Raw genomic sequence first — 23280 nt, 5'->3', positions numbered from 1 at the left:
ATTAATGTTTGTTGTCTTCAGTAATCAGTTTTTCTGTATTCAATCCATGGCTTAGGCTGTACACATAAGCGGCCAGCAATTGCACTTTATCGTTGCCCAGGAGCTCGCTCTGAGCCGGCATGTGGCCCTGACGACCATGGCGGATGGTCTGTTCGAGTTGAGTCAGGCTGGTGCCATAGATAAATCCGGCCGGGTGCGTCAGGTTCGGCGCACCCATGGCTTCAGTGCCCTGGCCGGTTGCCCCATGACAGGCTACGCACATGGTGCTGAATGTTTGCTGTCCGGCTTGCAGGTCGGCCTTGTTGTCCGCTGGCAGTGGCAGCCCGGCCAGTTCGTGACGCACGTACGCCGCAACGTTTTTCACGCCCGCCTCACCGAGCGACTCGCCCCAGGCCGGCATTGCCGCAACCCGGCCACCCATGATGGTGGTCTTGATCGTCTCGGCACTGCCGCCCCAGCGCCAGTCCTGGTCGGCGAGGTTAGGGAAGCCGAAGGCGCCCTTGGCGTCCGAGCCGTGGCACACCGAGCAGTTGGAGGCGAAAAGACGGCCACCCATTTTCAGCGCCTGCGGATCCTTCGCCACTTCTTCCACCGGCATGGCGGCGAACTTGGCGAAGATCGGCCCGAATTTGGCGTCGGCCTTGCTCATTTCCTTTTCCCACTCGTGGACACCGGTCCAGCCGTCCTCGTAGCCGGGCAGGATGCCTTTCCAGTTGCCGAGCCCCGGATAGAGGATCAGATAACCCACGGAAAACACCAGCGTGCCGGCGAACAGCATGAACCACCACTGCGGCAGAGGGTTGTCGTACTCCTCGATGCCGTCGAAGCTGTGGCCCATGGTCTGGTCGACGCTGCCCTTGGTTTCGCCCCGACGGGTGCCGACCAGCAGCCAGGTCAGGCCGATCAGGCTGCCGATGGTCAGTACGCAGATCCACGTACTCCAGAAGGTGGTCATGACCGGGTACTCCTTGTTTCAGTTGCAGGGGTTGGGTCGGGTTGCGGCTCGTCGGCGAACGGCAGCAGGCGCGCTTCGGCAAATTCCGGCGTGCGCTTGCGGTTGAACACCCACAGGGTCAGGCCGACGAAGGCCACGAACACCACGACCGTGCCGAGGCCGCGAATCAGCCCCGCGCTCATTTCAATGGCCATGTCTCACCTCTTGCTCTTGATTGCAGTGCCGAGCACTTGCAGGTAGGAGACGAGGGCGTCCATTTCGCTCTTGCCCTTGAGGCTGGCCACCGCGCCGCTGATGTCGTCGTCGGTGTAAGGCACGCCGAGGGTGCGCATGACCTTGAGCTTGGTTTCGGTATGGCTGCTGTCGAGCGGTTGGGTGACCAGCCACGGGTAGGCCGGCATCTTCGATTCCGGCACGACGTTGCGCGGGTTGTACAAGTGCGCACGGTGCCAGTCATCCGAGTAACGACCGCCCACGCGGGCCAAGTCCGGACCGGTGCGTTTCGAACCCCACAGGAACGGGTGATCCCACACGCTCTCGCCAGCCACCGAGTAGTGGCCGTAGCGTTCGGTTTCGGCGCGGAACGGACGGATCATCTGCGAATGGCAGCCGACGCAGCCTTCGCGGATGTAGATGTCGCGGCCTTCCAGTTGCAGCGCGGTGTAGGGCTTCATGCCTTCCACCGGTTTGTTGGTCACGTCCTGAAAGAACAGCGGGACGATCTGGGTCAGGCCGCCGATACTCACGGCGAACACCATCAGCAGCATCAGCAGGCCGACGTTCTTTTCAATCGTTTCGTGTTTCATGGCGGACTCCTCAGGCCATCTGCGCGGCGGCAACGACATCAGCAGGCTGCGAGGCCCGCACGGTGCGCCAGGTGTTGTAAGCCATCAGCAACATGCCGCTGAGGAAGATCGCCCCGCCGATCAACCGCACGACGAAGCCAGGGTGGCTGGCCACCAGGGTTTCGACGAAGGAGTAGGTCAGCGTGCCGTCTTCGTTCACCGCACGCCACATCAGGCCCTGGGCGATGCCGTTGACCCACATCGACGCGATGTACAAAACGGTGCCGATGGTCGCGAGCCAGAAGTGCGCGTTGATCAGGCCGATGCTGTGCATCTGCTCTTTGCCGAAGACTTTCGGGATCATGTGGTACAGCGCGCCGATGGAAATCATCGCCACCCAGCCGAGCGCGCCGGCGTGTACGTGGCCGATGGTCCAGTCGGTGTAGTGGGAGAGGGCGTTGACGGTCTTGATCGCCATCATCGGACCTTCGAAGGTCGACATGCCGTAGAACGCCAGCGACACCACGAGGAAACGCAGGATCGGGTCACTGCGCAACTTATGCCAGGCGCCCGAGAGGGTCATCATGCCGTTGATCATGCCGCCCCAGCTCGGTGCCAGCAGGATCAGCGACATCACCATGCCCAGCGACTGCGCCCAGTCCGGCAGCGCGGTGTAGTGCAAGTGGTGCGGGCCGGCCCAGATGTACAGGGTGATCAGCGCCCAGAAGTGCACGATCGACAGGCGATACGAATACACCGGACGTTCGGCCTGCTTCGGTACGAAGTAGTACATCATCCCGAGGAAACCGGCGGTGAGGAAAAAGCCTACGGCGTTGTGGCCGTACCACCATTGCACCATCGCGTCGGTTGCACCGGCGTACACCGAGTAGGACTTGGTGAAACTCACCGGCAACTCAAGGTTATTGACGATGTGCAGGATCGCCACGGTGATGATGAATGCGCCGAAGAACCAGTTGCCCACATAAATGTGCTTGGTCTTGCGCTGCATGATCGTGCCGAAGAACACGATGGCGTAGGCGACCCAGACGATGGTGATCAGAATGTCGATCGGCCATTCCAGCTCGGCGTATTCCTTGGAACTGGTGTAACCCAGCGGCAGACTGATGGCCGCCAGCAGGATCACCAGTTGCCAGCCCCAGAAGCAGAAGGCGGCGATTTGCGGCGCGAACAGTTGCGTCTGGCAGGTGCGCTGCACCGAGTAGAACGAACTGGCGAACAAGGCACAGCCACCGAACGCGAAGATCACCGCGTTGGTGTGCAGCGGGCGCAGGCGTCCGAAGCTGGTCCACGGCAGGTTGAAGTTGAGTTCGGGCCAGACCAATTGAGCCGCGAGAAAAACCCCGAGCCCCATGCCGACGATGCCCCACACCACCGTCATAATGGCGAATTGGCGGACCACCTTGTAGTTGTAGGCGGTACTGATAGAAGTGTTCATGGTTCCCCATCCACGGTTCAGCCGAAGTGAGTGCGCGCAGAAAACGCCGCGAACCCTTCGCCTGGAGTTATAGGCAGACTAAAAGCGAGGCAAGCATGGACAAACAGCACAAGGCCAGTATTGACGGGGATCAATGGGCGCAGTGCCTGCGGGATCACGGGTGGCTTTGGGATGCCGCTGTTGGCGAGGCTTCGGCGACCCTCATTCTTGCCCATGGTGCCGGGGCGCCGATGGATAGCGAGTGGATGAACGATATGGCTGGGCGCCTTGCCGGGCTGGGTGTGAACGTGTTGCGGTTTGAGTTTCCTTATATGGCGCAGCGGCGGGTCGATGGCAGCAAACGTCCGCCGAATCCGGCGCCGAAATTGCTCGAATGTTGGCGTGAGGTGTATGGCCTGGTGCGACTTCATGTCGCTGGGGTTTTGGCGGTTGGCGGGAAGTCGATGGGGGGGCGGATGGCCAGTCTCTTGGCCGACGAGTTGGGGGCGGATGCGCTGGTGTGTCTGGGGTATCCGTTTTATGCGGTTGGGAAACCTGAGAAACCGCGGGTTGAACATCTGGCTTCTTTGCGGACTCGGACGTTGATTGTTCAGGGGGAGCGGGATGCGCTTGGCAATCGGGAGGCTGTCGGGGCTTACGATCTATCGCCGAGTATTGAGGTGTTCTGGTTGGCTTCTGGGGATCATGATTTGAAGCCGCTGAAGGTTTCCGGGTTTACGCAGGAGCAGCATTTGGCTTCGGCGGCGGAGAAGGTTGCCGGGTTTCTTCGTTGAGGTTTGGTTTTTGGGTGTATATCCGTTGCTGCGGTAACGGCCACCTAGGATTTCGCCCTGACGGCGACTCACTTTTTTTACAAACGCCTAAAAAAAGTAAGCAAAAAAACGCTTGCTCCTACGTTCGGCCCGCTCGCTGAGGCTCGGGGTTCCTTCGCTCCGGGATTCATCCGGGGGCATCGCCTACGGTTTGCTTCGCTGCACCTCCTCTCGATGCATGCGGCTGCGCCGCACGGTCGCTGCGCTCCCACCCCCGGATAAATCCCTCCACTCAGCCTTCCGACGTCGCCCGTGGATCAAGATCAAAAGCGGTACTCGAGCTAACGCTCATCGTGTTGAGTGGTGAGAAGCCATGCGGATTGCAGCAGGGAAGTATCTGCTTGTTTTCTGTGCGTAAACGTAATTCCGAAACGGCGTTTAAAGTACACGAACCGTTACGCCATAAGGGCTACGACGCCTTGCGTCGTTACCTACGCCTACGCCAGAATCCGCCGGCTTACGCAGCTAGGAGAGGGCTATATCGTTTCCCTGTCACTGAAAAACAGTGATCGGGTTTGGTAGCCCGTCTGTAATAGCTGTATGGCAACACCGTATGAGCTCCCTTTTCTTGGGGCTCGGTTCTATGGTGGTCATGCGTGGGGCTCATTCGTGAGCGCCGGGTTCCTATTGCAGCCGGTCTACCAACCCGCGCATGGCCGCCACCCATCGTTTGGTAGCGTGGGTGATGGCTCCTTGAAGTCTGCAATAGGAGTTACATCCATGTTCAAAGCCACACCTAACCCGCCAGAAACCGATCCAACCTCCAACGACCCCGCGCTCGAATCCCAAAAGTCAAAAGAAGCCGCCAACCGCGCACTCGACTATTACCTGGGACCCGAAATCCCGAAGTACTTCCCGCCCAAGGCCCGTCCTATCTACATGGTCGATCCCACGCTCGATGACGAAACACTGCTCGTCGAAGCCAGTGAATCGCTGTCGTCGGCCAACGCCATGGCCGGCAATATCGCCAACTCGGTAAAAGGCCCGGAACGCAAACCGCTGCTGGCGCTGCAACAGTTGATCATGTTGAACGAGCTGCTGGTGAACCGACTGCTGGATAAGTTGAAATTGCCTCAATAATTTCGCTGGCTGTCAGGGCCTCTTCGCGAGCAGGCTCGCTCCCACAGGGGATTGTCATCGGTCACACATTTGTGATCCCGCCACGTTCCAAAGTGGGAGCGAGCCTGCTCGCGAAAGCGGCCTGCAGGGCACTGCCCATTTAAAGCAGGCAATAAAAACCCCGGAAGCTTTCGCTGTCCGGGGTTTCTTTATTGCCAGAACAATCAGCGGTTAAACCGCTCCACCAACGAATACTGCGTGTTGGCCGTCTTCGTCAGCTCTTCACTCAGCAACGCCGAGTTATGAGCCTGTTCCGAGGTCTGGTCCGCCAGTTCCGAGATGTTGCTGATGTTGCGGCTGATTTCTTCAGCCACTGCACTTTGCTCTTCGGTCGCGGCGGCGATCTGGGTGGTCATGTCGGTGATGTTGGCCACCGCTTCGCTGATGCCGACCAGCGCTTCGTCCGCTTCCAGGACTCGCGCCACGCCTTCTTCCGCCTGGCGATGGCCGGTTTCCATGGTTTGCACGGCATTCGAAGCGGTCTGCTGCAGTTTGGCGATCAGGGCGTGGATCTGGCCGGTGGATTCGCTGGTGCGTTGCGCCAGTTGACGGACTTCGTCGGCCACCACGGCAAAACCACGGCCCATTTCACCGGCGCGCGCCGCTTCGATGGCGGCGTTGAGCGCCAGCAGGTTGGTCTGGTCGGCGATGCCTTTGATCACGTCGACCACGCCGCCGATTTCGTCGCTGTCCTTGGCCAGTTGCGAAACGGTCAGACCGGTTTCGCCGACCGCCGCCGACAGGCGCTGGATGGCTTCGCGGGTTTCTCCGGTGATGTCGCGCCCGCGGCCGGTCAGGCGATTGGCTTCCTGGGTCGCATCAGCAGTGCGTTGCACGTGGCTCGCTACTTCCTGGGTGGTGGCGGCCATCTGGTTGACGGCGGTGGCGACCTGTTCGGTTTCCACGCGCTGGCGTTCCAGACCGCTGGAGCTGTTGTGCGCCAGGGCGTCGGACTGCTTGGCCTGATCGGTCAGGTGCTCGGCGGTGTCCTGCAGACGGGTCAGGCAGGTTTTCAGACGGGCTTCCTGACTGAGGATCGACATCTCCAGACGCGCCTGAGGGCCACGGCTGTCGGTGTACATCTGTGCGATCAACGGGTCGGAAGTGGTCTGCTCGGCCAGGCGCAGCAAGCGCTTGAGCCCGCGTTGTTGCCATTGCAGGCCCAACAGGCCCAACGGCACCGACAGACCGGCGGCGAGGGCGAAGCCCCACTGCGAGTTCAGGGTGGCGCCGATCATGAAGCTCAACTGGCTGACCAGAATGAACGGCACCCAGTCCTGCAGCACCGGCAGCCATTTGTCCGTTTGGGGGATCGCCGACTTGCCCTGGTTGATGCGTTGGTAGAGCGCTTCGGCACGGCGGATCTGTTCGGCGGTGGGTTTGACCCGCACCGACTCGTAACCGACCACCTGATTGCCTTCGAACACCGGTGTCACGTAGGCGTTGACCCAGTAGTGGTCACCGGTCTTGCAGCGATTCTTGACAATGCCCATCCATGGCAAGCCTTGTTTCAGTGTGCCCCACATGTGCGCAAACACCGCCGCCGGGACGTCAGGGTGACGAACCAGGTTGTGCGGCGCACGGATCAGTTCCTCACGCGAAAACCCGCTGATTTCGACGAAGGCGTCGTTGCAGTAGGTGATCACGCCCTTGGCGTCGGTTGTGGAGATCAACCGTTGCTGAGCCGGGAAAGTCCGTTCGCGTTGTGTAATGGGCTGGTTATTACGCATGGTTTTTCAATCCGCAAGGCTTTGAAGGGTTGTCGGCGGGGTCGGCGATTTATTGAAGTTTTTTTTCATTTATAAGTACGGCGTCGCAAAACGGCTCTTGCTTCAACCGGCGAGCATCGGATAGGTGAACAGGCTGAAATGCAGCAGGTTCAGACCAAAATGCGTGGCGATCGCAGCAGCAAGCCCGCCAAATCGGTAGGCCAGACCATAGCCGACACCCGCCAGGCCCGCCAGCAACACCCATTGCCAGCCGGCGCCCACGTGCACCAGGCCGAACAGCATGGCCGCCAGCAGCAGCGCAAGATTGTCGCCGTAGGGCAGGTGTTTGAAGCGTCGGCCGAGGCCGCCCTGTATGTAGCCGCGAAACAGCGCTTCTTCGACCAGCGTCACCAGCAGCAGATTGTTCAGCACCCACAGCCACGCCTGATCCGGCCATTTCGGCGCCCAGGTGATCATGCCCAGCAACACCGCGCCGCCGAGGGCCACAATCACGCTCAACGTCAATGCCAGCGCGGTGGCGTACACCGTCAGGCGCAACGAGCGCCGCGCGACGATCCACGGGCAGACCAGCAACAGCCAGAAGCCGATCAGTGGTTTGTCGAGGTTCACGAACATCGAAAATGGCACGGCGTCGTCGGTGAAGCGCTGCGCCGGGATGGCCCGACCGTTGTAGAAGCCCGGAAGCCAGTGCAGGGCCAGCGCCAGCGCCAGCACGATAAACAGGCCATGGCCGAGATATCGCCCGACCGGCACGGTTTGCTGGCGCACGGCGTAACCGGCGAAAACCAGCAGTGCAATGGAGATCAGCGCCAGCCAGCCGAGCTGGCCGAAACTCAGCGCTAATCCGTAACCAAGGCTGAGAAGCCCGAGATAGAGCCATGGCAGAGCGGTCATGGAAGGTCCTTGTGCACGATTTGTGGACAGGCTTTCTACACGGCTGGGGGCGAGGGGACAAGTGAAGGTGTACGGAAAAACCAGGACAGTACAAAACCCTGAGTGAAAAAGTGGGGGAAGGCTAGTCCTTCCCGGTGGGAGCGAGCCTGCTCGCGATGGCGGTTGGTCTGTGACACAACGGTCGACTGACACGCCCTCTTCGCGAGCAGGCTCGCTCCCACAGGGTTTTATATTCGGCTGAAGGATCAGCGCAGGTTGAGTCTTGCCGCAGCGCGCTCGGTGATTTCCGTGCGCAGCTTCAGCGAAGGTGCCGCACGTTTGCGCGCCTCTTCGACAATTCCGCTCGGCGCGGTCTCGGGGCTGCCCGCATCAAACGGCGGCGCCGGTGCATATTCAAGCTGCAGCTGGATCAGCTGTGCCTGGTCGGTACCCACCAGTTCCTCCGCCAGCGTCAGGGCAAAATCGATCCCGGCGGTAATGCCACCCCCGGTGAACAGATTGCCGTCGCGCACCACCCGATCCTTCACCGCAATGGCGCCCAAGGTTGGCAGCAGTTCGTGATAGGCCCAGTGCGTGGTCGCTCGTTTACCCTGCAACAGGCCCGCCGCGCCAAGCACCAGCGAACCGGTGCACACCGACGTCACGTACCGCGCCTGCGCCGCTTGCGCCTTGATGAAGGCCAGGGTCTGTTCGTCTTCCATCAGTGGCCCGACCCCGGCACCGCCGGGAACGCAGATCACGTCCAGATTCGGGCAATCATCAAAGGTGGTGGTCGGTTTCAGCAGAAGCCCGGTGCTGGAAGTCACCGGCACCAGATCCTTCCAGATCAGGTGCACTTGCACGTCCGGCAACGAGGCCAGTACGTCGTACGGGCCGGTCAGGTCAAGTTGCTGCACCTGGGGAAACAACAGAAAACCGATCTGCAACGCCATGGTTTTTCTCCGTGAAAAATGGGTGGACGGCTTCACTGTAGGCGGGTAGGTTCTGGCGCATACGCCAATAAACCCTCGAATTACGCCAAATGCCGAAAACCATCCACGTCCTCGCGTTCGCCAATGTGCAACTGCTTGATGTCACCGGGCCGTTGCAGGTTTTTGCTTCGGCCAACGACATTGCCCGCCAGCAGGGTTTGCCTGCGCCGTATACGCCAATGGTCATCGCCAGTGGTGGCGGGGCGGTGAACTCGTCCGCCGGTTTGGCGCTGCTCGCCGAACCGTTGCCGGAGCAGGCCAGCGATACCCTGATCATCGCCGGTGGCTGGGGCGTTTACGCCGCTGCCGAAGACGCCGAATTGGTGAGTTGGGTGCGCGAACACGCCAGCGGCTGTCGGCGCGTGGCCTCGGTCTGTACCGGCGCCTTTTTGCTGGCCGCCAGTGGCTGGCTCGACGGTCGCCGGGTGGTCACCCACTGGACCCGCTGCGAACAACTGGCGCAGCAGCACCCGCGCCTGCAGGTCGAGCCCAATCCGATCTTCATCAATGACGGTCCGGTCTGGACCTCGGCGGGTGTCACTGCCGGCATCGATCTGGCACTGGCCATGGTCGAAGACGATCTAGGCCGCGACATGGCGCTGGACGTCGCCCGGCAACTGGTGGTGTTCCTCAAGCGCCCGGGCGGGCAGTCGCAATTCAGCGTGACGCTGTCGCTGCAAAAACAGGGCAATCGCTTCGATGATTTGCACGCATGGATCGCCGAACACCTGACTTGCGATCTGGGTATCCCGACCCTCGCCGAACAGGCGGGCATGAGCGAGCGCAGTTTTGTGCGCCACTACCGCGCCGACACCGGCCAGACCCCGGCCCGGGCCATCGAACTGATCCGCGTCGAAACGGCGCGTCGGTTGTTGAGTGATACCGGGTTGCCGATCAAACGGGTCGCGGTCAATTGTGGATTTGGCAGTGAAGAGACGTTAAGACGCAGCTTCCTGCGGGCCATGGGCGTGACGCCGCAGGCCTATCGGGAGCGGTTTTCGGTCAGTGCCGGAGCAGATCCAGTAATGCCCTGAGCGTCTCTTGCGGCGCTTCCTCGGGAATGTTGTGCCCGACACCCGCCAGCACCCGCCGCTCGTAGAGCCCGGTGAAGTGATGGGCATCTTCATCGTCTTCCGGCGCCGGGCCGACGCCATCATCCGCACCGCACAGCGAAATCGTCGGAACGCCGATCGCCGGTTGTTTCTCCAGCGCCTGCTCCATCCACGCCAGCGCCGGATCGCCCGGCGCATACATGAAACGATGACGATAAGAGTGAATCACCACCTCGACGAAATCCGGGTTGTCGAACACCGGTGCGCTCAGCGGAAAACGCTCGGCGTTCCGCGCCCAGGTCGGCGACCACAACTGCCACAGCAACTCGCACAGCGCCCGGCGATTCTGCGTCAGCCCTTCAACGCCACGGGGCGTGTGGAAGTAGTACTGATACCAGAAGCGATGCTCGGTCTCGGGATCCAGCGGCTGGATCGAATGCGGAATGTCTTGCAGGTTGTAGCCATCACCCGTCACCAACCCACGCACACGCTCGGGAAACAGCGCCGCCACAATGCACGCCGCCCGACCGCCCCAGTCGTAACCGCACAGCGTCGCTTGTTCGATACCCAGTGCGTCCATCAGATCCAGCAGATCCTGAGCCAGCGCCGCTTGCTGGCCGGAACGCAACGTGTCCGGGCTGTTGAAACGGGTCGGCCCGTAGCCACGCAAGTACGGCACGATCACCCGGTAACCCTCGGCGGCGAGCGGCGAGGCGATTTCGTCGTAGGCGCGGGGGGAGTAGGGGAAGCCGTGAAGCAGGATGACCGGCGTGCCGTTTTCCGGGCCGTGATGTTCATGGGCGATGGTCAGACTGGCGGTCTGGCTGAATCGGATTTCGGCACGGGTCATGGAAAGTCTCCTTAAGCCTCAGCTTCCGCCACCTGATTGAAATACTTGCTGCGATCCGGCGTAAACGTCACCACCATTTTCGTCCGCGAGCAGGTCATGACTCGCTCTGCACCCAGGTCGATATCCAGATCTTCCCCACGCAACCCCTGCCACTGAGCCAGGTATTTCAGCGAGCCGTATTTTTCGTTCTTCTTCAGGCTGCGGCTCACGCCACCTTTCCAGCCCAGCACCGGCAATTCATCGGCGCGGCAGCGCCGGGCGAGGTCGGGGAAGCGGTCGGCGCGCTGGCGGCCGATTTCCCAGCATTTGATCAGGCCCTTGTCGGCGGCTTCCCAGAGTTCGTTGCGGGTCAGGCCAGACCTCAAAGGGGAGTCGATGGGGCGGTGGATGCGTTGGCTCATTCTGGTTCCTTGAATCGGGTTTTTATTGGACAGCTCCGCTGTGCCCGTTGCGGTGGATGGTAGGGGGGGACTTAACCGCTGGCAACAAGGTATTTCGGGGTGTAAGTGCAAGTTACGGGGGAGGGAATGTTTGGGGTTTGTTGAGTGGCTGTAGGCAGTCAGGTACTGCCAGTCGTGGCGAGGGAGCTTGCTCCCGTTCGGCTGCGCAGCCGTCGCAAAGCCGGGCTGTGCAGTCTCTCAGGAGAAATGCGGGGGGCAGGGCTTGGGGCCGCTGCACCACCCGGCGGGAGCAAGCTCCCTCGCCACGACTGCTGTGATTCTGTTTATTTACGTGTAGGGATTAGCCACGATCAGAGTGAGTGCGGGGCGTATTTCCTACAGAATCTGATGGCTTTACGGCTGCCATTCACTCTTTGTCCCACTCAACTTGCGATCGAGAAAACACGCCGCGCTGATCAGTGCCAGATGCGTCAGCGCCTGTGGCGTGTTGCCCAGATGCCGGCCACGGCTGTCGAACTCCTCCGCGTACAACCCCAGCGGATTGGCGTAGCGCAACAGTTGTTCGAATTCCAGATGGGCCTTGTCCACTTGCCCGGCTCGGGCCAGGCATTCGACGTACCAGAACGAGCACGCCGCGAAGGCGCCTTCGGTGCCGGCCAGGCCGTCGATGCCGGTGTCATCGTTGCGGTAGCGATAAACCATGCCGTCGCGCACCAGATGCTTCTCGATAGCTGCCAGTGTCGCCAGCCATTTCGGATCCTTGGCGCTGACAAAACGTACCAGCGGTATCAACAACATCGAGCCATCCAGCGCAGTACCACCCTGGTACTGCACGAAGTGCCCGCGCTCTTCGTTCCAGAAGTTGTTCCAGATATCGGTATAAATGGCCTGGCGGGTCTGGTCCCAGCGGGCGAAAGGTGCCGGCAGCGAGCGTTTCGACGCCAGCCGGATCGCCCTGTCCACTGCCACCCAGCACATCAGGCGCGAATGCAGGAAATGATGTTGCTCGCCACGCATTTCCCAGATGCCGACGTCCTTGGTCTGCCAGGTCTCACAGACCTGATCGACGACTTCCATTACGTGTTTCCAGCCTTCGTGAGAAATCGCGTCACCGTATTTGTTGACCAGATAAACGGCGTCCATCAGTTCGCCGAAGATATCCAGTTGAATCTGATCGTAGGCACCATTGCCGATGCGCACCGGTTTTGCGCCGCCATGTCCGGACAAATGCGCGAGTTCGGTTTCCGGCAGTTCCTGGCGTCCGTCGATGGCGTAGAGGATGTTCAGCTTCATCGGCTGATTGCTGCAATCGCTGACCCGCCCGCGCAACCAGCGCATGTAGCCGTTGGCTTCGTCGATAAAACCCAGGCGCATGAAGGCGTAAACAGTGAACGACGCATCGCGGATCCAGGTGTAGCGATAGTCCCAGTTGCGTTCGCCGCCGGGAGTTTCCGGCAGGCCGAAAGTGGCGGCGGCGAGGATTGCGCCGTGCTGGCGTGAGGTCAGCAGCTTCAGGGCCAGGGCCGAACGGTTGACCATTTCCCGCCAGCGACCGCGATAGTTGGACTGACCGATCCAGTCGCGCCAGAACTTCAGCGTGCGTTCGATACAGAGTTCGGCGGCGCCTTCGGCAAAGCGCGGGTCGTCGCTGGCACCGAGCATGAAGGCAGCTGTCTCATCCTGCTTCAGGGTGAACTGCGCGACGGCTGCTTCCTGATCGACGTTCAAGCCTTGATCCGATGCCAGCCGCAGTGTCGGCTGGCCGCTGGCGCTGAACAGCACGTCGTTCTTGTCGATGACGGCGCGGGTGTCTGCGCGGGCATAGTCATGCCGGACGGCGCAACGCAGGTGGAACGTTGCCTGCCCGCTGACCACCCGCACCCGGCGCATCAACAGCGGCGACGCCTCGTCGTTGTCGCCGATGGGCAGCAGATCGGTGATCTCCACCACGGCGTGGTCGCTCAGCCAGCGGGTCTGCAGGACGTTGGTGTCCGGCAGGTAAATCTGTTCGCGGCGGGCGTCTGGCAGGTCCGGGGCCAGTTGAAAGATTCCGGCATCGGGCGTGTCCAGCAGCGAACAGAAGATCGACGGGCTGTCGAACTCCGGCCAGCAGAAGAAATCCACGCTGCCCTTGTCATTGATCAGCGCCGCGCTGCGCAGGTCGCCGATGATGCCGTGGGCGTCGATGGCGCTTTGTCGTTCGGAATGATGTTCAGCCATTGCCACGGAACTCCGGATAGAGGCTCATGCCGCCGTCGATGAACAGGGTGGTGCCGACGATGTAGTCGGAGGCGTCTGAGGCGAGGAAGACCACCGCGTTGGCCACGTCTTCGACATCGCCGATACGCCCGTAAGGGATGAGTTTGAGCAGGGCCTGCCCGGCGTCGCCTTCGGTGGTGTCTTTATTGATCGCCGTGCGGATCGCCCCCGGCGCGATGCCGTTGACGCGGATCCGCTGCTGGCTGACTTCCTGGGCCAGGGTCTGCATCAACTGATCGACACCGCCCTTGGACGCTGCGTAATTGACGTGCCCGGCCCAGGGAATGCGCTGGTGCACCGAACTCATGTGGATGATCTTGCCGGCGGCCCGGGATACGCCTTCACGCACGCCCTGACGATTGAAAATCCGTAGCGCAGCGCGGGCGCAGAGGAACTGACCGGTGAGGTTGACGCCGATGACTTCGTTCCAGTCGGCCAACGACAGATCCACCGCCGCCGCGTCCTTTTGCAGACCGGAATTGGCCACCAGAATGTCCAGCGTGCCGAAGGCATCGAGGGTCTGTTGAAACAGTCGCTCAACGTCTTCTTCTTTAGAAACATCGGCGCCAATGGCAATGGCCTGCCCCCCGTCGGCGACGATCTGCCGGGCCAGCGCTTCGGCGGGTTCGGCCTGACGGTTGTAGTTGATGACCACGGCGGCACCGGCGGCGGCCAGGGCCCTGGCGGCGCCGTGGCCGATGCCGGAACTGGCGCCGGTGACGAGTGCCACCTGGTGGGCGAGGGAAATCTGCATGCAGGGTCGCGCCTTGGGTTGAGAGCTTATTTAGCTGACTGACCCGTGGCGATGAGAGTTCATCTGCAATCATGAAAAGATCGATAGTTTCAGACTTGATAGCGACCACTGGCGCGATGCCACTCGACACTGCCGGCCAGCCAGCTCTTGATTCCATGCAGGAAGCGTTTGAGCAGTGGTGAGGCATGCGGCAGTACGGCCAGTTCGGCCGCCTCGTACATGTGCATGATTTCGTCGTGAATCGCGGCACTCTGTTTCATGGCCTGCTCGGGCGAGATTCGTTGATCGCGAACCAGCAACAAGGGCAGGTTGAAATCACCGATCCCGGCCTGTTGTTCCTTGAGAGCCGAGAAAAGGTCATTGGCGATGATGGTGGCACTCGCGGCCAGCGTCGTGACACGCCTGACTGCCGGGTCGCTGTAGATGTTTGCCGGAAGCTCATAGCCCCCAATGATGTCGATCAGCGACAGGCATGGCAGAAAGCTGTTGGTCTGGCGTTGGGCCAGATATTCCCAGACAGCCGGCGTGATGCGTTCGACACGCCAGGCCGCTTCGGCGGTCATGGTGACGAACATGGCAATGATTTCGTGACGTACGCGTGCCACTTGCGCCGGTGAGGCAAGGCTCTCGACGTGTTGTATGTAAGCGCGAAGGGCGACGAGTACCGGATCATTGACCAGTGCCTGTTCCAGCCCGTATCGATACTGCTCGCTCAAATGCACAGGTTCCAGTGCTGCCAATGACAGGGACAGGCGAGGACCTACCCGTCTTGGCTCTGACCCCGTTCTCTCGTCATCACAGTAATAATCATCCACCGCGAACAGAGCGGCGAAACATTGAGCAGCAAGCAGCAGGCGATCCTGATCGTCCGTGTCCGTGTGGCAGAGCATGGCGAAGCGGCCAAAACCCATGGCCCGGACCCTGGACTGTTGCCCCGAGAAAATCCCGACCTGTTCAATCCATGGCATCAGCCGATCATCCACCGCGGCGGCCAGCGATTCATCGATCCGAAACGGAGCAGGGCAATACAGTACAGGCACCGCCCATGGGGATGCCGCGCGGGCCGCAGTCTGCTGCGATGTGAATGGCAGCACTGGCGAATGCCGAGCAGTCATGAACCATTGGCTTATACCTTCGACTCCGAACTGCTCGAACATCCGGCGAAACCAGGCTGTGAAATCGTCCGGAGTACGCTCTATCCGTGAAGCGATTTCGGCAAGTGTCGACCATTCCCAATCCTGCGCTTCGACGGGGTCGGGCATCGGGTCTGCCCGGCTTGTCCCGGCCAATATGTGGTCGAACTCATGTTCGAACATTTGATTGGAAACCTGCTCGTGGTAAAGCATCGTCGCGACTTTGTGAAGCTTGCAGGTCATCCCCATTTCTTCGCGCAATCGACAATTGGCAGCTGTAACGGTCAGTTCGTCAGGTCGGGGATGCCCGCAACAGGTGTTGGTCCATAGTCCACCGGAGTGATATTTGCCTGATGCCCGCTGCTGCATCAGCAACTGACCCTGATCGTTAAAGACAAAAATCGAGAAAGCGCGATGGCGTAGCCCTTGAAGGTGGACCTGTGTCTTGGGTGCAACGCCGGTCCGACGATCCTTGGGGGAAACCAGAATCAACATTTCGTCCATCGCATGGTTCATGGCTGTCTTCGCTATCGGTCTTTTGTCCGAGCGTGTGTGAGGCGTTTTCGAGTCCATACAGTAAAAGACAGATCGTCTGTGATGACACCTGTCAGACCTGACAGGTCAGGCAGGTGTCACGACAGATGGCGGTTGTGATTCCGGAGGATGGCAGGGCGATGAGCGGTTCTGTGCCGGATTTTCAGCGAGGGAAACGAGTTGGCGCTGAGTCAATTGCCGTTTCACATTCCACCAACAATTCCACGCTTTCCCGCCCGTCAGGCTTTGTGGCAAGTTGGCCGCCCCTGATGAGGCTGTATCCGATGGCAAACCCTTACCGCGAACTGTTCAACGCCCCCGGCGCCCGGGCCTTTGTAATGGCCGGGATGATTGCGCGCATGCCGATTTCCATGACCGGTATCGGTGTGATCACCATGCTCTCGCAACTGGCTGGCGGTTATGCGCTGGCGGGCGGGGTGGCGGCGACCTTTGCCCTGGCCACGGCGTTCTGTGCGCCGCAGGTGTCGCGGCTGGTGGACCGTTACGGTCAGGGGCGGATTCTGCCGGTGGCAGCGCTGATCGGTGGCGGGGCGTTGCTGATGTTGCTGCTGTGCACCCGTTTGCAGGCACCGAACTGGACGCTGTTCATCTGCGCCGCGCTGGCCGGTTGCATGCCGAGCATGTCGGCGATGGTGCGGGCGCGCTGGACGGAAATCTATCGCGGTCAGCCGCAATTGCAGACGGCCTATGCGCTGGAGTCGGTACTCGACGAAGTCTGCTTCATCGTCGGACCGCCGCTGTCGGTGGGGTTGAGCGTCGCGGTGTTTCCCGAGGCCGGACCGCTGGCGGCATTGTTGATGCTGGCCATCGGCGTGACGGCATTCGTCGCCCAGCGCAGCACAGAGCCGCCGGTGCATCCTCATGAATCCCATCATCAGGGTTCGATCATCCGTTCCACCGACGTGCAATGGCTGCTGCTGTTGATGGTTGCCATGGGCATGATCGTCGGCGTGGTCGACGTGGTCAGCGTTGCGTTCGCCCAGCAACAGGGGCAACCGGCCGCGGCGAGCATCGTCTTGTCGGTGTATGCCATCGGCTCCTGTCTGGCGGGCATCGCGTTCGGGGCGATGCGCTCGAAGCTGCCGTTGCCGCGCCTGTTTCTCTATGGCGGCCTGGCGACGGCGGTGACCACGCTGCCGCTGTTGCTGGCCACCAATATCTTCGGGTTGGCCGTCGCGGTGTTCATTGCGGGGCTGTTCTTCTCGCCGACGCTGATCGTGGCGATGGCGTTGATCGAACGCATCGTGCCGCCGGCCAAGCTCACCGAAGGCCTGACCTGGCTGGTGACCGGCCTGAGCATCGGCGTGGCCATCGGTGCTGCGGGCTCCGGGGCCCTGGTGGATGCCTTCGGTGCGCGCAGCGGATTCTGGCTGGCGATCGTTGCCGGCGCGGTGGTGCTGGGTTCTGCGGTGCAGAGCTTTCGTCACCTCAAATAGGCCGCTTACCAGCCCCGACCGGAATTCACCCAAAAGTTGACGGACAGTGAAGTCGACACCGACTCCACCTGATGGAACCAGCCTTCGGGCAGGAACAGCAGATCCCCGGCCTCCAGGGTCACGCGCAGGAAAGTCACGTCGCGTGCGCCGGGAAAACGCTCGTAGTCCGGCGCATCCGGGTTGAAATCGCAGCCATCCAGACCGCCCTCCGGTGCGGTGGACCAGGTGCCCAGCGCTTCGCGATGGTGGGGCGCGGCGAGGGTGAATTTCTTCTGGCCCCAGACCTGGGCGAACAGGTTGTCGGAGTCATCGCGGTGCAGCGGCGTCAGCGTGCCCTTGGGGCCGATCCAGATCCGTGGCGCAATGAACAGCGACGCATCGAAGTAGGGCGGGTATTGAATCTGCTGCATCAAGGCGCTCGGCAGGATGTTGTTGCCCATGTACGCCGGCGGCTCGCCGTCCTTGCCCTTGACCGCCGGGCTGTCCAGCGAAGCGATGAAATCGGCCATCGAGGTGGAACGAAAATCCCGTTCGGTGGAAAAGGTTTTCTTCACGTAGTCGCCATGGCGGGTGATGCCTTGCAGTTCGGCGAAATGCACCAGTGATTCTTCGCGGCTGAGCCGGAACAGCGGCCAGTCATGCAGGGCATGGCTGATGACCACCGGGGTGCCGTAAGGCAGGTAGTGTTCTTCGAATGCCTGGCGCGACAGTTCACTGCGCGGCCGGCGTTCGACGACGGTCTGCACAGGCCGTGCGGCGGTGATGGCTTCACTGTGGCGTGGCGGTGTCGGGTAGCGCTTGTTCATGTCGACTTTCTGCGTCGGCGCACCACCGTAACGGGCGTGGTCGATGATCTGCGGCAGCATCGTCGCCAGGCCCATGTTGCCGCCGATTTTCAGCCGACCGCTGGCGAACAGTTCTTCGACGTTGGCGGTGCCGGTCATGATCCCGGCAAAATCGTTCGGCGCCACTTCAATGGTCACGTCCGGACTCGGATGTCGACCGGCTTCGGTGCGGGAGCTGGCCTTGACCTCTGACCAGTACGCCTGCTGCGGACCAAAGACGAATTGAAAAACGCCTTCGATGCCGACGGCTCCGGCGTTGGCGAACAGCTTGCCCAGAATGCTCTGCAGGTCCACGGTGAATCCTCGTTGTTGTTTTGGTCTGAACGGTTAACGAGGGTTTGCGGGGCAAATTTAGCCGTCGCCGACTAATTTGCCCGGTCGTTGATCCGTACCCTTTTGAAGAGACTTTTTCGAGGGAAACGTGGTGACCAAGCTGACCCTGCTGTGCCTGCCGTACTCCGGCGCCAGTGCCATGGTCTACAGCCGCTGGCGGGCCAAACTGCCGCAATGGCTGCAACTGCAGCCGGTGGAACTGCCCGGGCGCGGCGCAAGGTTCGATGAGCCGCTGCACACCGACATGCGCGTGCTGGCCATGCAGCTGGCCAAAGAGTTGCGCCCGACACTCAAGGCTCCGTATGCCTTGTTCGGCCACAGTCTGGGCGCCTTGATGGCGTGCGAAATCGCCCACGCGTTGCGGGCGCTGGGGTGCCCGGAACCTGTGGCGCTGTTCGCCTCGGGCACCGCCGCACCGACCATGCGCGCCGAATACGACCGGGGTTTCGCCGATCCCAAGACTGACGCCGAGCTGATCGACCAGTTGCGCACGCTCAACGGCACCAGCGAAGAGGTGCTGGCCAACGAAGAACTGATGAGCCTGACCTTGCCGATCCTGCGTGCGGACTTTCTGCTCTGCGGCAGATTCCAGCCATTGCAGCGCCCGCTGCTCAAGTGCCCGGTGCACGTGCTGGGCGGCAAGGCCGACAAGGCCACCACCGAACAGTTGATCGGCTGGAGCAAGGAAACCTCGGGCAGCTTCTCGGTGGACATGCTGGCCGGCGGGCATTTCTTCATTCATGAACATGAGGCCAGGGTGCTGAAGGTGATCAAGGATCAACTTGAGGTGCATCACCGACGCCATGCCATGGCTGCAACCGCCTGATCGCTGAAGCGACCTGTGGGAGCTCGCTCCCACAGGGTTCTGAGTACCGCTGAAATCCTCGCTTTACCTCCCCTCTGACACTTCTTCTCAATCGCTAATTTTTCCGGTCTGCATTCGTTTTATAGGGACGACGTGCCTTTGTGCTTCTTGCCTACTGAATCCGGATCCCAAGAAATGAATGCTGATGACTCCTTGAAACTCGCTCGCCGGTTTATCGGGTTGCCGCTGGAAAAGCGCCAGATGTTCCTCGCCGCCCTGCAACGCGAAGGCGTGGATTTTTCAAGGTTTCCGATTCCGGCCGGGGTCGAGGCCGAGGATCGGCAGGCGCTGTCCTATGCGCAGCAGCGCATGTGGTTTCTCTGGCATCTCGATCCGCAAAGCGGTGCCTACAACCTGCCGGCGGCGGTGCGCCTGACCGGTCGCCTGAACCAGACCGCGCTGGAGCAAGCCTTCGCCAGTCTGATCGAGCGACACGAAACCCTGCGCACGGTGTTCCGGCAGCAGCCCGACGACAGCCTGCTGCAAGTGCCGCTGCAACAGCCGCTGGACATCCAGCGCATCGACCTCAGCGATTTGCCTGCTGCCGAACGTGAAACCCGCGTGGCCGCCGCCGCGCAGGAACAATCGCTGCTGCCGTTCGACCTGGCCAACGGCCCGCTGCTGCGGGTGCGCCTGTTGCAGCTGGGCGAGCAGGAACATGTGTTGCTGCTGACCCTGCACCACATCGTGTCCGATGGCTGGTCGATGAACGTGTTGATCGACGAGTTCTGCCGCTTCTACGACGCCCACGATCAGGGCCGCGCTGCCGACCTGCCGCCGCTGGCGGTGCAATACAGCGACTACGCCCTGTGGCAGCGCCGCTGGCTGGAAGCGGGTGAGCAACAGCGTCAACTCGACTATTGGCTGGCGCAGATGGGCGACGAACATCCGGTGTTGGAGTTGCCGGTGGATCACCCGCGCCCGGTGCTGCCGCGCAATCAGGGCCGGCGTCTGGAAAATGTGGTGGACGCTGCGCTGGTCGAGCAATTGCGCGGCATCGCCCGTCAGCACGGGGTGACGCTGTTCATGCTGTTGCTCGCCACCTTCAATATTCTGCTGCACCGTTACACCGGGCAGACCGACCTGCGCGTCGGCGTGCCGATCGCCAACCGCAACCGCCGGGAAATCGAAGGGCTGATCGGCTTCTTCGTCAACACTCAGGTCCTGCGCGTGCAACTGGACGGCCAGACCGCCTTCGCCGATCTGCTGCGTGACCTCAAGGAAACCGCCCTCGGCGCCCAGGCCCATCAGGACCTGCCGTTCGAACGATTGGTCGAGGCACTGAAACTTGAGCGCAGCCTGAGCTACAACCCGCTGTTCCAGGTGATGTACAACCACCAGCCGGAAGTCGCCGATGTCACCACGCTCAAGGTCGGCAGCGGTCTGGAGCTGGGCGTTATCCAATGGGAAAGCCGCAGCACCCAGTTCGACCTGAGCCTGGACACCTACGAGAAGGGAGGGCAGCTGCACGCGGCGTTCACCTACGCCACGGATCTGTTCGAGCCTGCAACCATCGAGCGCATGGCGCGCCACTGGACGAACCTGCTGCGCAGCATCGCCAGCGATCCGCAGCAGCGTGTCGGTGATTTCGCGCTGTTGGAATCGACCGAACTCACACAACTGACCAAGGATTGGGGTCGCCACGACGCACAATGGCCGAGTGAGCGCCCGGTGCATCAACTGTTTGAAGCCCAGGCCGAACAGACACCGGATGCCGTCGCGCTGATGTTCGATGGCCAGCGACTGACCTACCGCCAGCTCAACGCCAGGGCCAATCGTCTGGCGCGCACGCTGCTGGCACAAGGCGTCGGCCCGGAGGTGCTGGTGGGCGTGGCGGTGGAGCGCGGACTGGAGCTGATCGTCGCGATTCTCGCCGTGCTCAAGGCCAGTGGTGCCTATGTGCCGCTGGATCCGCAATACCCGCGTGATCGCCTGCTGGGCATGATCGAAGACAGCGGCAGCCGCTTGCTGCTGACTCAAAGCCATTTGCTCGAGCGTTTGCCGGTGCCGCAGGGTGTCCGGAGCCTGTGCCTGGATCAGGCCGACGTCTGGGCCGACACTGACGAAAGCAATCCGCAGCGCACCGTGTGGGCCGACAACCTGGCCTACGTCATGTTCACCTCCGGCTCCACCGGCCGCCCGAAAGGCGTCGGCATCAGCCACGGCGCCCTGAGCAGACACGCGTTTGCCTCGCAGCATTACTACGGCCTGAGCGCCGCCGATTGCGCGCTGCAATTCGCGACGTTCAACTTCGATGCCTTCGGCGAGCAACTGTTCGGCCCGCTGACCTGTGGCGCTTCGGTAGTGCTGCGCGGCAATGAGGTGTGGGACAGCGAAACCCTGTACCGGAACATTGTCGAGCACGGCATCACGGTCATGGACCTGACCACCGCTTACTGGAACATGATCGCCAAGGAATTCGCCGCCGCCGGTCCCCGTGACTACGCGAAGCTGCGCCAGGTGCATAGCGGCGGTGAAGCGATGCCGCCGGAAGGCGTGCAAGCCTGGCGTCAGGCCGGGCTCGAACACGTCAGACTGCTCAACACCTACGGCCCGACCGAAGCCACCGTCACTGCGACCACCCTCGATTGCAGCGACTACGTGTTCGGTCGCCAGCCGTTGCCGCTGACAATGCCGATCGGTCAGCCGCTGCCGGGTCGTCATACGTATCTGCTGGACGCCGACGGTCAGCCAACCCCGGTAGGTGTGGTCGGCGAGTTGCTGATCGGCGGTGAGTTGCTGGCGCGTGGTTATTTCCAGCGTGCCGACCTCACCGCTGAACGCTTCATTCCCGATCCGTTTTCCAGCACGGGTGCACGCCTGTACCGCACCGGCGACCTGGCGCGTTACAACGCTCATGGCCAGATCGAATACGTCGGTCGAGTCGACCATCAAGTGAAGATCCGGGGCTTCCGTATCGAACTCGGCGAAGTCGAAGCGCGCCTGCTGGAACTGAACGATGTCAGCGAAGCCGTGGTGCTGGCGGTGCAGGGTGGCAGCAGCCTGCAACTGGTGGCTTATGTGGTGCCGAAAGACGCGTCTGTGGTCGCCGCAGACGCCGATGAACAGGGCGCGGCGCGGGAAGCGATCAAGGCGCAGCTCAAGGACAGCCTGCCGGACTACATGGTGCCGACGCAGCTGCTGTTCCTTGCCGGATTGCCCCTGAGCCCCAACGGCAAACTGGACCGCAAGGCCTTGCCGGCGCCGGACGCCAGCCAGATGCAGCAGGCGTTCGTCGCCCCGCGCAGCGAGCTGGAACAGACAATCGCCAACATCTGGCAGGACGTGCTCAAGCTTGAACAGGTCGGCCTTACCGACAACTTTTTCGAGCTGGGAGGTGACTCGATCATCTCGATTCAGGTGGTCAGCCGCTCGCGTCAGGCCGGGATTCATTTCAGCCCCCGCGACCTGTTCCAGCACCAGACCGTGCAAGGCCTGGCCAGCGTGGCGCGGCAGGGCAGCGGCGACGTGAGCATCGATCAGGGCCCGGTGACCGGCGAGCTGCCGTTGCTGCCGATCCAGCAGGTGTTCTTCGAGGATGAAATTCCCCAGCGCCAGCACTGGAACCAGGCGGTGTTGTTGCGCAGCCACCAGACCCTGAATGCCGAGGCGCTGCTGCAAGCGCTGAACGCGCTGGTCGCCCATCACGATGGCCTGCGGTCGCGTTTCGTCGAAAACGCCGAAGGTTGGCGTGCCGAGGTGGCAGCGGTGGCGCACGACCCGGAGCTGTTGTGGACTGCCGACAATCTCCCCGATGCCGATGTGCAAGCGCTGTACGCCAAGGCCCAGCAAAGCCTGAACCTGCAAGACGGCCCGTTGCTGCGCGCCGTGTTGGCGACCGTTGCCGATGGCAGCCAGCGCCTGTTGCTGGCGGTGCATCACCTGGTGGTGGACGGTGTTTCGTGGCGGATTCTGCTGGAAGATCTGCAACTGGCTTATCAACAGGCCGCACAAGGTTCAGTCATCAAGCTGCAGCCGAAAACCAGCGCTTACAAAGCCTGGGGCGAGCGTCTGCAGGCCTGGGCCGGGAGCGAAACCGTGCGGGCTGAACTGGGCTTCTGGCAACGACAACTCG

The 23280-nt window shown here is 61.7% G+C and carries 19 protein-coding genes (1 of these 19 cut by a window edge); 6 read left to right on the top strand and 13 right to left on the bottom strand.

The window, feature by feature from the left end; all coding sequences use genetic code 11:
- Position 1 precedes the first annotated feature (1 nt).
- From ccoP to ccoN, 4 genes are read right to left on the bottom strand one after another with little or no spacing between them, the layout of a single operon-like run.
- Positions 2 to 955, bottom strand: a complete 954-nt coding sequence (gene ccoP, locus ACK6BI_RS10420; RefSeq protein ID WP_409317015.1) for a cytochrome-c oxidase, cbb3-type subunit III — start codon at positions 953 to 955, stop codon at positions 2 to 4.
- Positions 952 to 1149: a cbb3-type cytochrome c oxidase subunit 3 gene (locus tag ACK6BI_RS10415; RefSeq protein ID WP_065259702.1), complete on the bottom strand. Its 198-nt coding sequence runs from the start codon at positions 1147 to 1149 to the stop codon at positions 952 to 954. The genes ccoP and ACK6BI_RS10415 overlap by 4 nt, the downstream gene beginning before the upstream one ends.
- 3 nt (positions 1150 to 1152) lie before the next feature.
- Positions 1153 to 1761: a cytochrome-c oxidase, cbb3-type subunit II gene (ccoO, locus tag ACK6BI_RS10410; protein ID WP_065259701.1), complete on the bottom strand. Its 609-nt coding sequence runs from the start codon at positions 1759 to 1761 to the stop codon at positions 1153 to 1155.
- Positions 1762 to 1771: 10 nt separating this feature from the next.
- A complete protein-coding gene (gene ccoN, locus ACK6BI_RS10405) occupies positions 1772 to 3196 on the bottom strand; it encodes a cytochrome-c oxidase, cbb3-type subunit I (protein WP_065259700.1) in 1425 nt (474 codons plus the stop codon).
- A 95-nt stretch (positions 3197 to 3291) separates the two neighbouring features.
- Between ccoN and ACK6BI_RS10400 the strand changes: the two genes are divergently transcribed.
- Entirely contained in the window at positions 3292 to 3969 is a 678-nt protein-coding gene (locus ACK6BI_RS10400; protein WP_409317014.1) for an alpha/beta family hydrolase, read from the top strand.
- A gap of 759 nt (positions 3970 to 4728) precedes the next feature.
- Complete coding sequence (locus ACK6BI_RS10395) at positions 4729 to 5088, top strand: DUF6124 family protein (RefSeq protein WP_409317013.1); 360 nt, start codon at positions 4729 to 4731, stop codon at positions 5086 to 5088.
- A 203-nt stretch (positions 5089 to 5291) separates the two neighbouring features.
- On the opposite strand, the gene ACK6BI_RS10390 is transcribed toward ACK6BI_RS10395, so the two are convergent.
- The 3 genes from ACK6BI_RS10390 to inhA form a co-directional block, all read right to left on the bottom strand.
- Positions 5292 to 6857, bottom strand: coding sequence for a methyl-accepting chemotaxis protein (locus tag ACK6BI_RS10390; RefSeq protein ID WP_409317012.1), 1566 nt, complete (start codon positions 6855 to 6857; stop codon positions 5292 to 5294).
- 102 nt (positions 6858 to 6959) lie between these two features.
- Positions 6960 to 7751 carry a CPBP family intramembrane glutamic endopeptidase gene (locus ACK6BI_RS10385; RefSeq protein ID WP_409317011.1) on the bottom strand — a complete coding sequence of 264 codons (792 nt, stop codon included), beginning with the start codon at positions 7749 to 7751 and terminating at the stop codon, positions 6960 to 6962.
- A gap of 245 nt (positions 7752 to 7996) precedes the next feature.
- The gene (gene inhA, locus ACK6BI_RS10380; protein ID WP_409317010.1) at positions 7997 to 8683 is read right to left on the bottom strand and encodes an isonitrile hydratase; all 687 of its coding nucleotides are present in this window, start codon (positions 8681 to 8683) and stop codon (positions 7997 to 7999) included.
- A gap of 89 nt (positions 8684 to 8772) precedes the next feature.
- On the opposite strand from inhA, the gene ACK6BI_RS10375 reads away from it, so the two are divergent.
- Positions 8773 to 9756: a GlxA family transcriptional regulator gene (locus ACK6BI_RS10375; RefSeq protein ID WP_409317009.1), complete on the top strand. Its 984-nt coding sequence runs from the start codon at positions 8773 to 8775 to the stop codon at positions 9754 to 9756.
- Here ACK6BI_RS10375 and ACK6BI_RS10370 read toward each other — a convergent pair.
- The 5 genes from ACK6BI_RS10370 to ACK6BI_RS10350 form a co-directional block, all read right to left on the bottom strand.
- Complete coding sequence (locus ACK6BI_RS10370; protein ID WP_409317008.1) at positions 9725 to 10624, bottom strand: alpha/beta fold hydrolase; 900 nt, start codon at positions 10622 to 10624, stop codon at positions 9725 to 9727. The two genes, ACK6BI_RS10375 and ACK6BI_RS10370, sit on opposite strands and share 32 nt — an antisense overlap.
- Before the next feature lie 11 nt (positions 10625 to 10635).
- A complete protein-coding gene (locus tag ACK6BI_RS10365; RefSeq protein ID WP_409317007.1) occupies positions 10636 to 11025 on the bottom strand; it encodes a hypothetical protein in 390 nt (129 codons plus the stop codon).
- Positions 11026 to 11418: 393 nt separating this feature from the next.
- Positions 11419 to 13245: a glycoside hydrolase family 15 protein gene (locus ACK6BI_RS10360; RefSeq protein WP_409317006.1), complete on the bottom strand. Its 1827-nt coding sequence runs from the start codon at positions 13243 to 13245 to the stop codon at positions 11419 to 11421.
- Positions 13238 to 14038, bottom strand: coding sequence for a glucose 1-dehydrogenase (locus ACK6BI_RS10355; RefSeq protein WP_409317005.1), 801 nt, complete (start codon positions 14036 to 14038; stop codon positions 13238 to 13240). Before ACK6BI_RS10355 ends, ACK6BI_RS10360 begins: the two co-directional genes overlap by 8 nt.
- An 89-nt stretch (positions 14039 to 14127) precedes the next feature.
- Positions 14128 to 15687 carry a family 2 encapsulin nanocompartment cargo protein terpene cyclase gene (locus tag ACK6BI_RS10350; RefSeq protein WP_409317004.1) on the bottom strand — a complete coding sequence of 520 codons (1560 nt, stop codon included), beginning with the start codon at positions 15685 to 15687 and terminating at the stop codon, positions 14128 to 14130.
- A 302-nt stretch (positions 15688 to 15989) separates the two neighbouring features.
- Between ACK6BI_RS10350 and ACK6BI_RS10345 the strand changes: the two genes are divergently transcribed.
- Positions 15990 to 17162 (top strand): MFS transporter, encoded by a 1173-nt coding sequence (locus ACK6BI_RS10345; RefSeq protein WP_260522886.1) that lies wholly within the window; start codon positions 15990 to 15992, stop codon positions 17160 to 17162.
- A gap of 5 nt (positions 17163 to 17167) precedes the next feature.
- Here ACK6BI_RS10345 and ACK6BI_RS10340 read toward each other — a convergent pair whose 3' ends face one another.
- A complete protein-coding gene (locus tag ACK6BI_RS10340; RefSeq protein ID WP_409317003.1) occupies positions 17168 to 18301 on the bottom strand; it encodes a cupin-like domain-containing protein in 1134 nt (377 codons plus the stop codon).
- A 127-nt stretch (positions 18302 to 18428) separates the two neighbouring features.
- Here ACK6BI_RS10340 and ACK6BI_RS10335 point away from each other — a divergent pair, with 127 nt between their 5' ends.
- Both ACK6BI_RS10335 and ACK6BI_RS10330 read left to right on the top strand, forming a co-directional pair.
- Positions 18429 to 19166: a thioesterase II family protein gene (locus ACK6BI_RS10335; protein WP_409317002.1), complete on the top strand. Its 738-nt coding sequence runs from the start codon at positions 18429 to 18431 to the stop codon at positions 19164 to 19166.
- 174 nt (positions 19167 to 19340) lie between these two features.
- Positions 19341 to 23280, top strand: partial view of a non-ribosomal peptide synthase/polyketide synthase gene (locus ACK6BI_RS10330; protein ID WP_409317001.1) — the 5' end (the start) only. 8471 nt of this gene lie beyond the right edge of the window; the window shows 3940 of its 12411 coding nt (coding positions 1-3940); the start codon lies at positions 19341 to 19343; its stop codon lies off the right edge, out of view.

Origin of the sequence: Pseudomonas sp. KCJK9016 (assembly GCF_046231795.1) — a bacterium.
In the GTDB taxonomy this organism is placed as follows: Bacteria; Pseudomonadota; Gammaproteobacteria; order Pseudomonadales; family Pseudomonadaceae; genus Aquipseudomonas; species Aquipseudomonas bananamidigenes.
The sequence above is the reverse complement of the archived record's forward strand: the minus strand, read 5'-3'. Positions and strand labels throughout refer to the sequence as shown.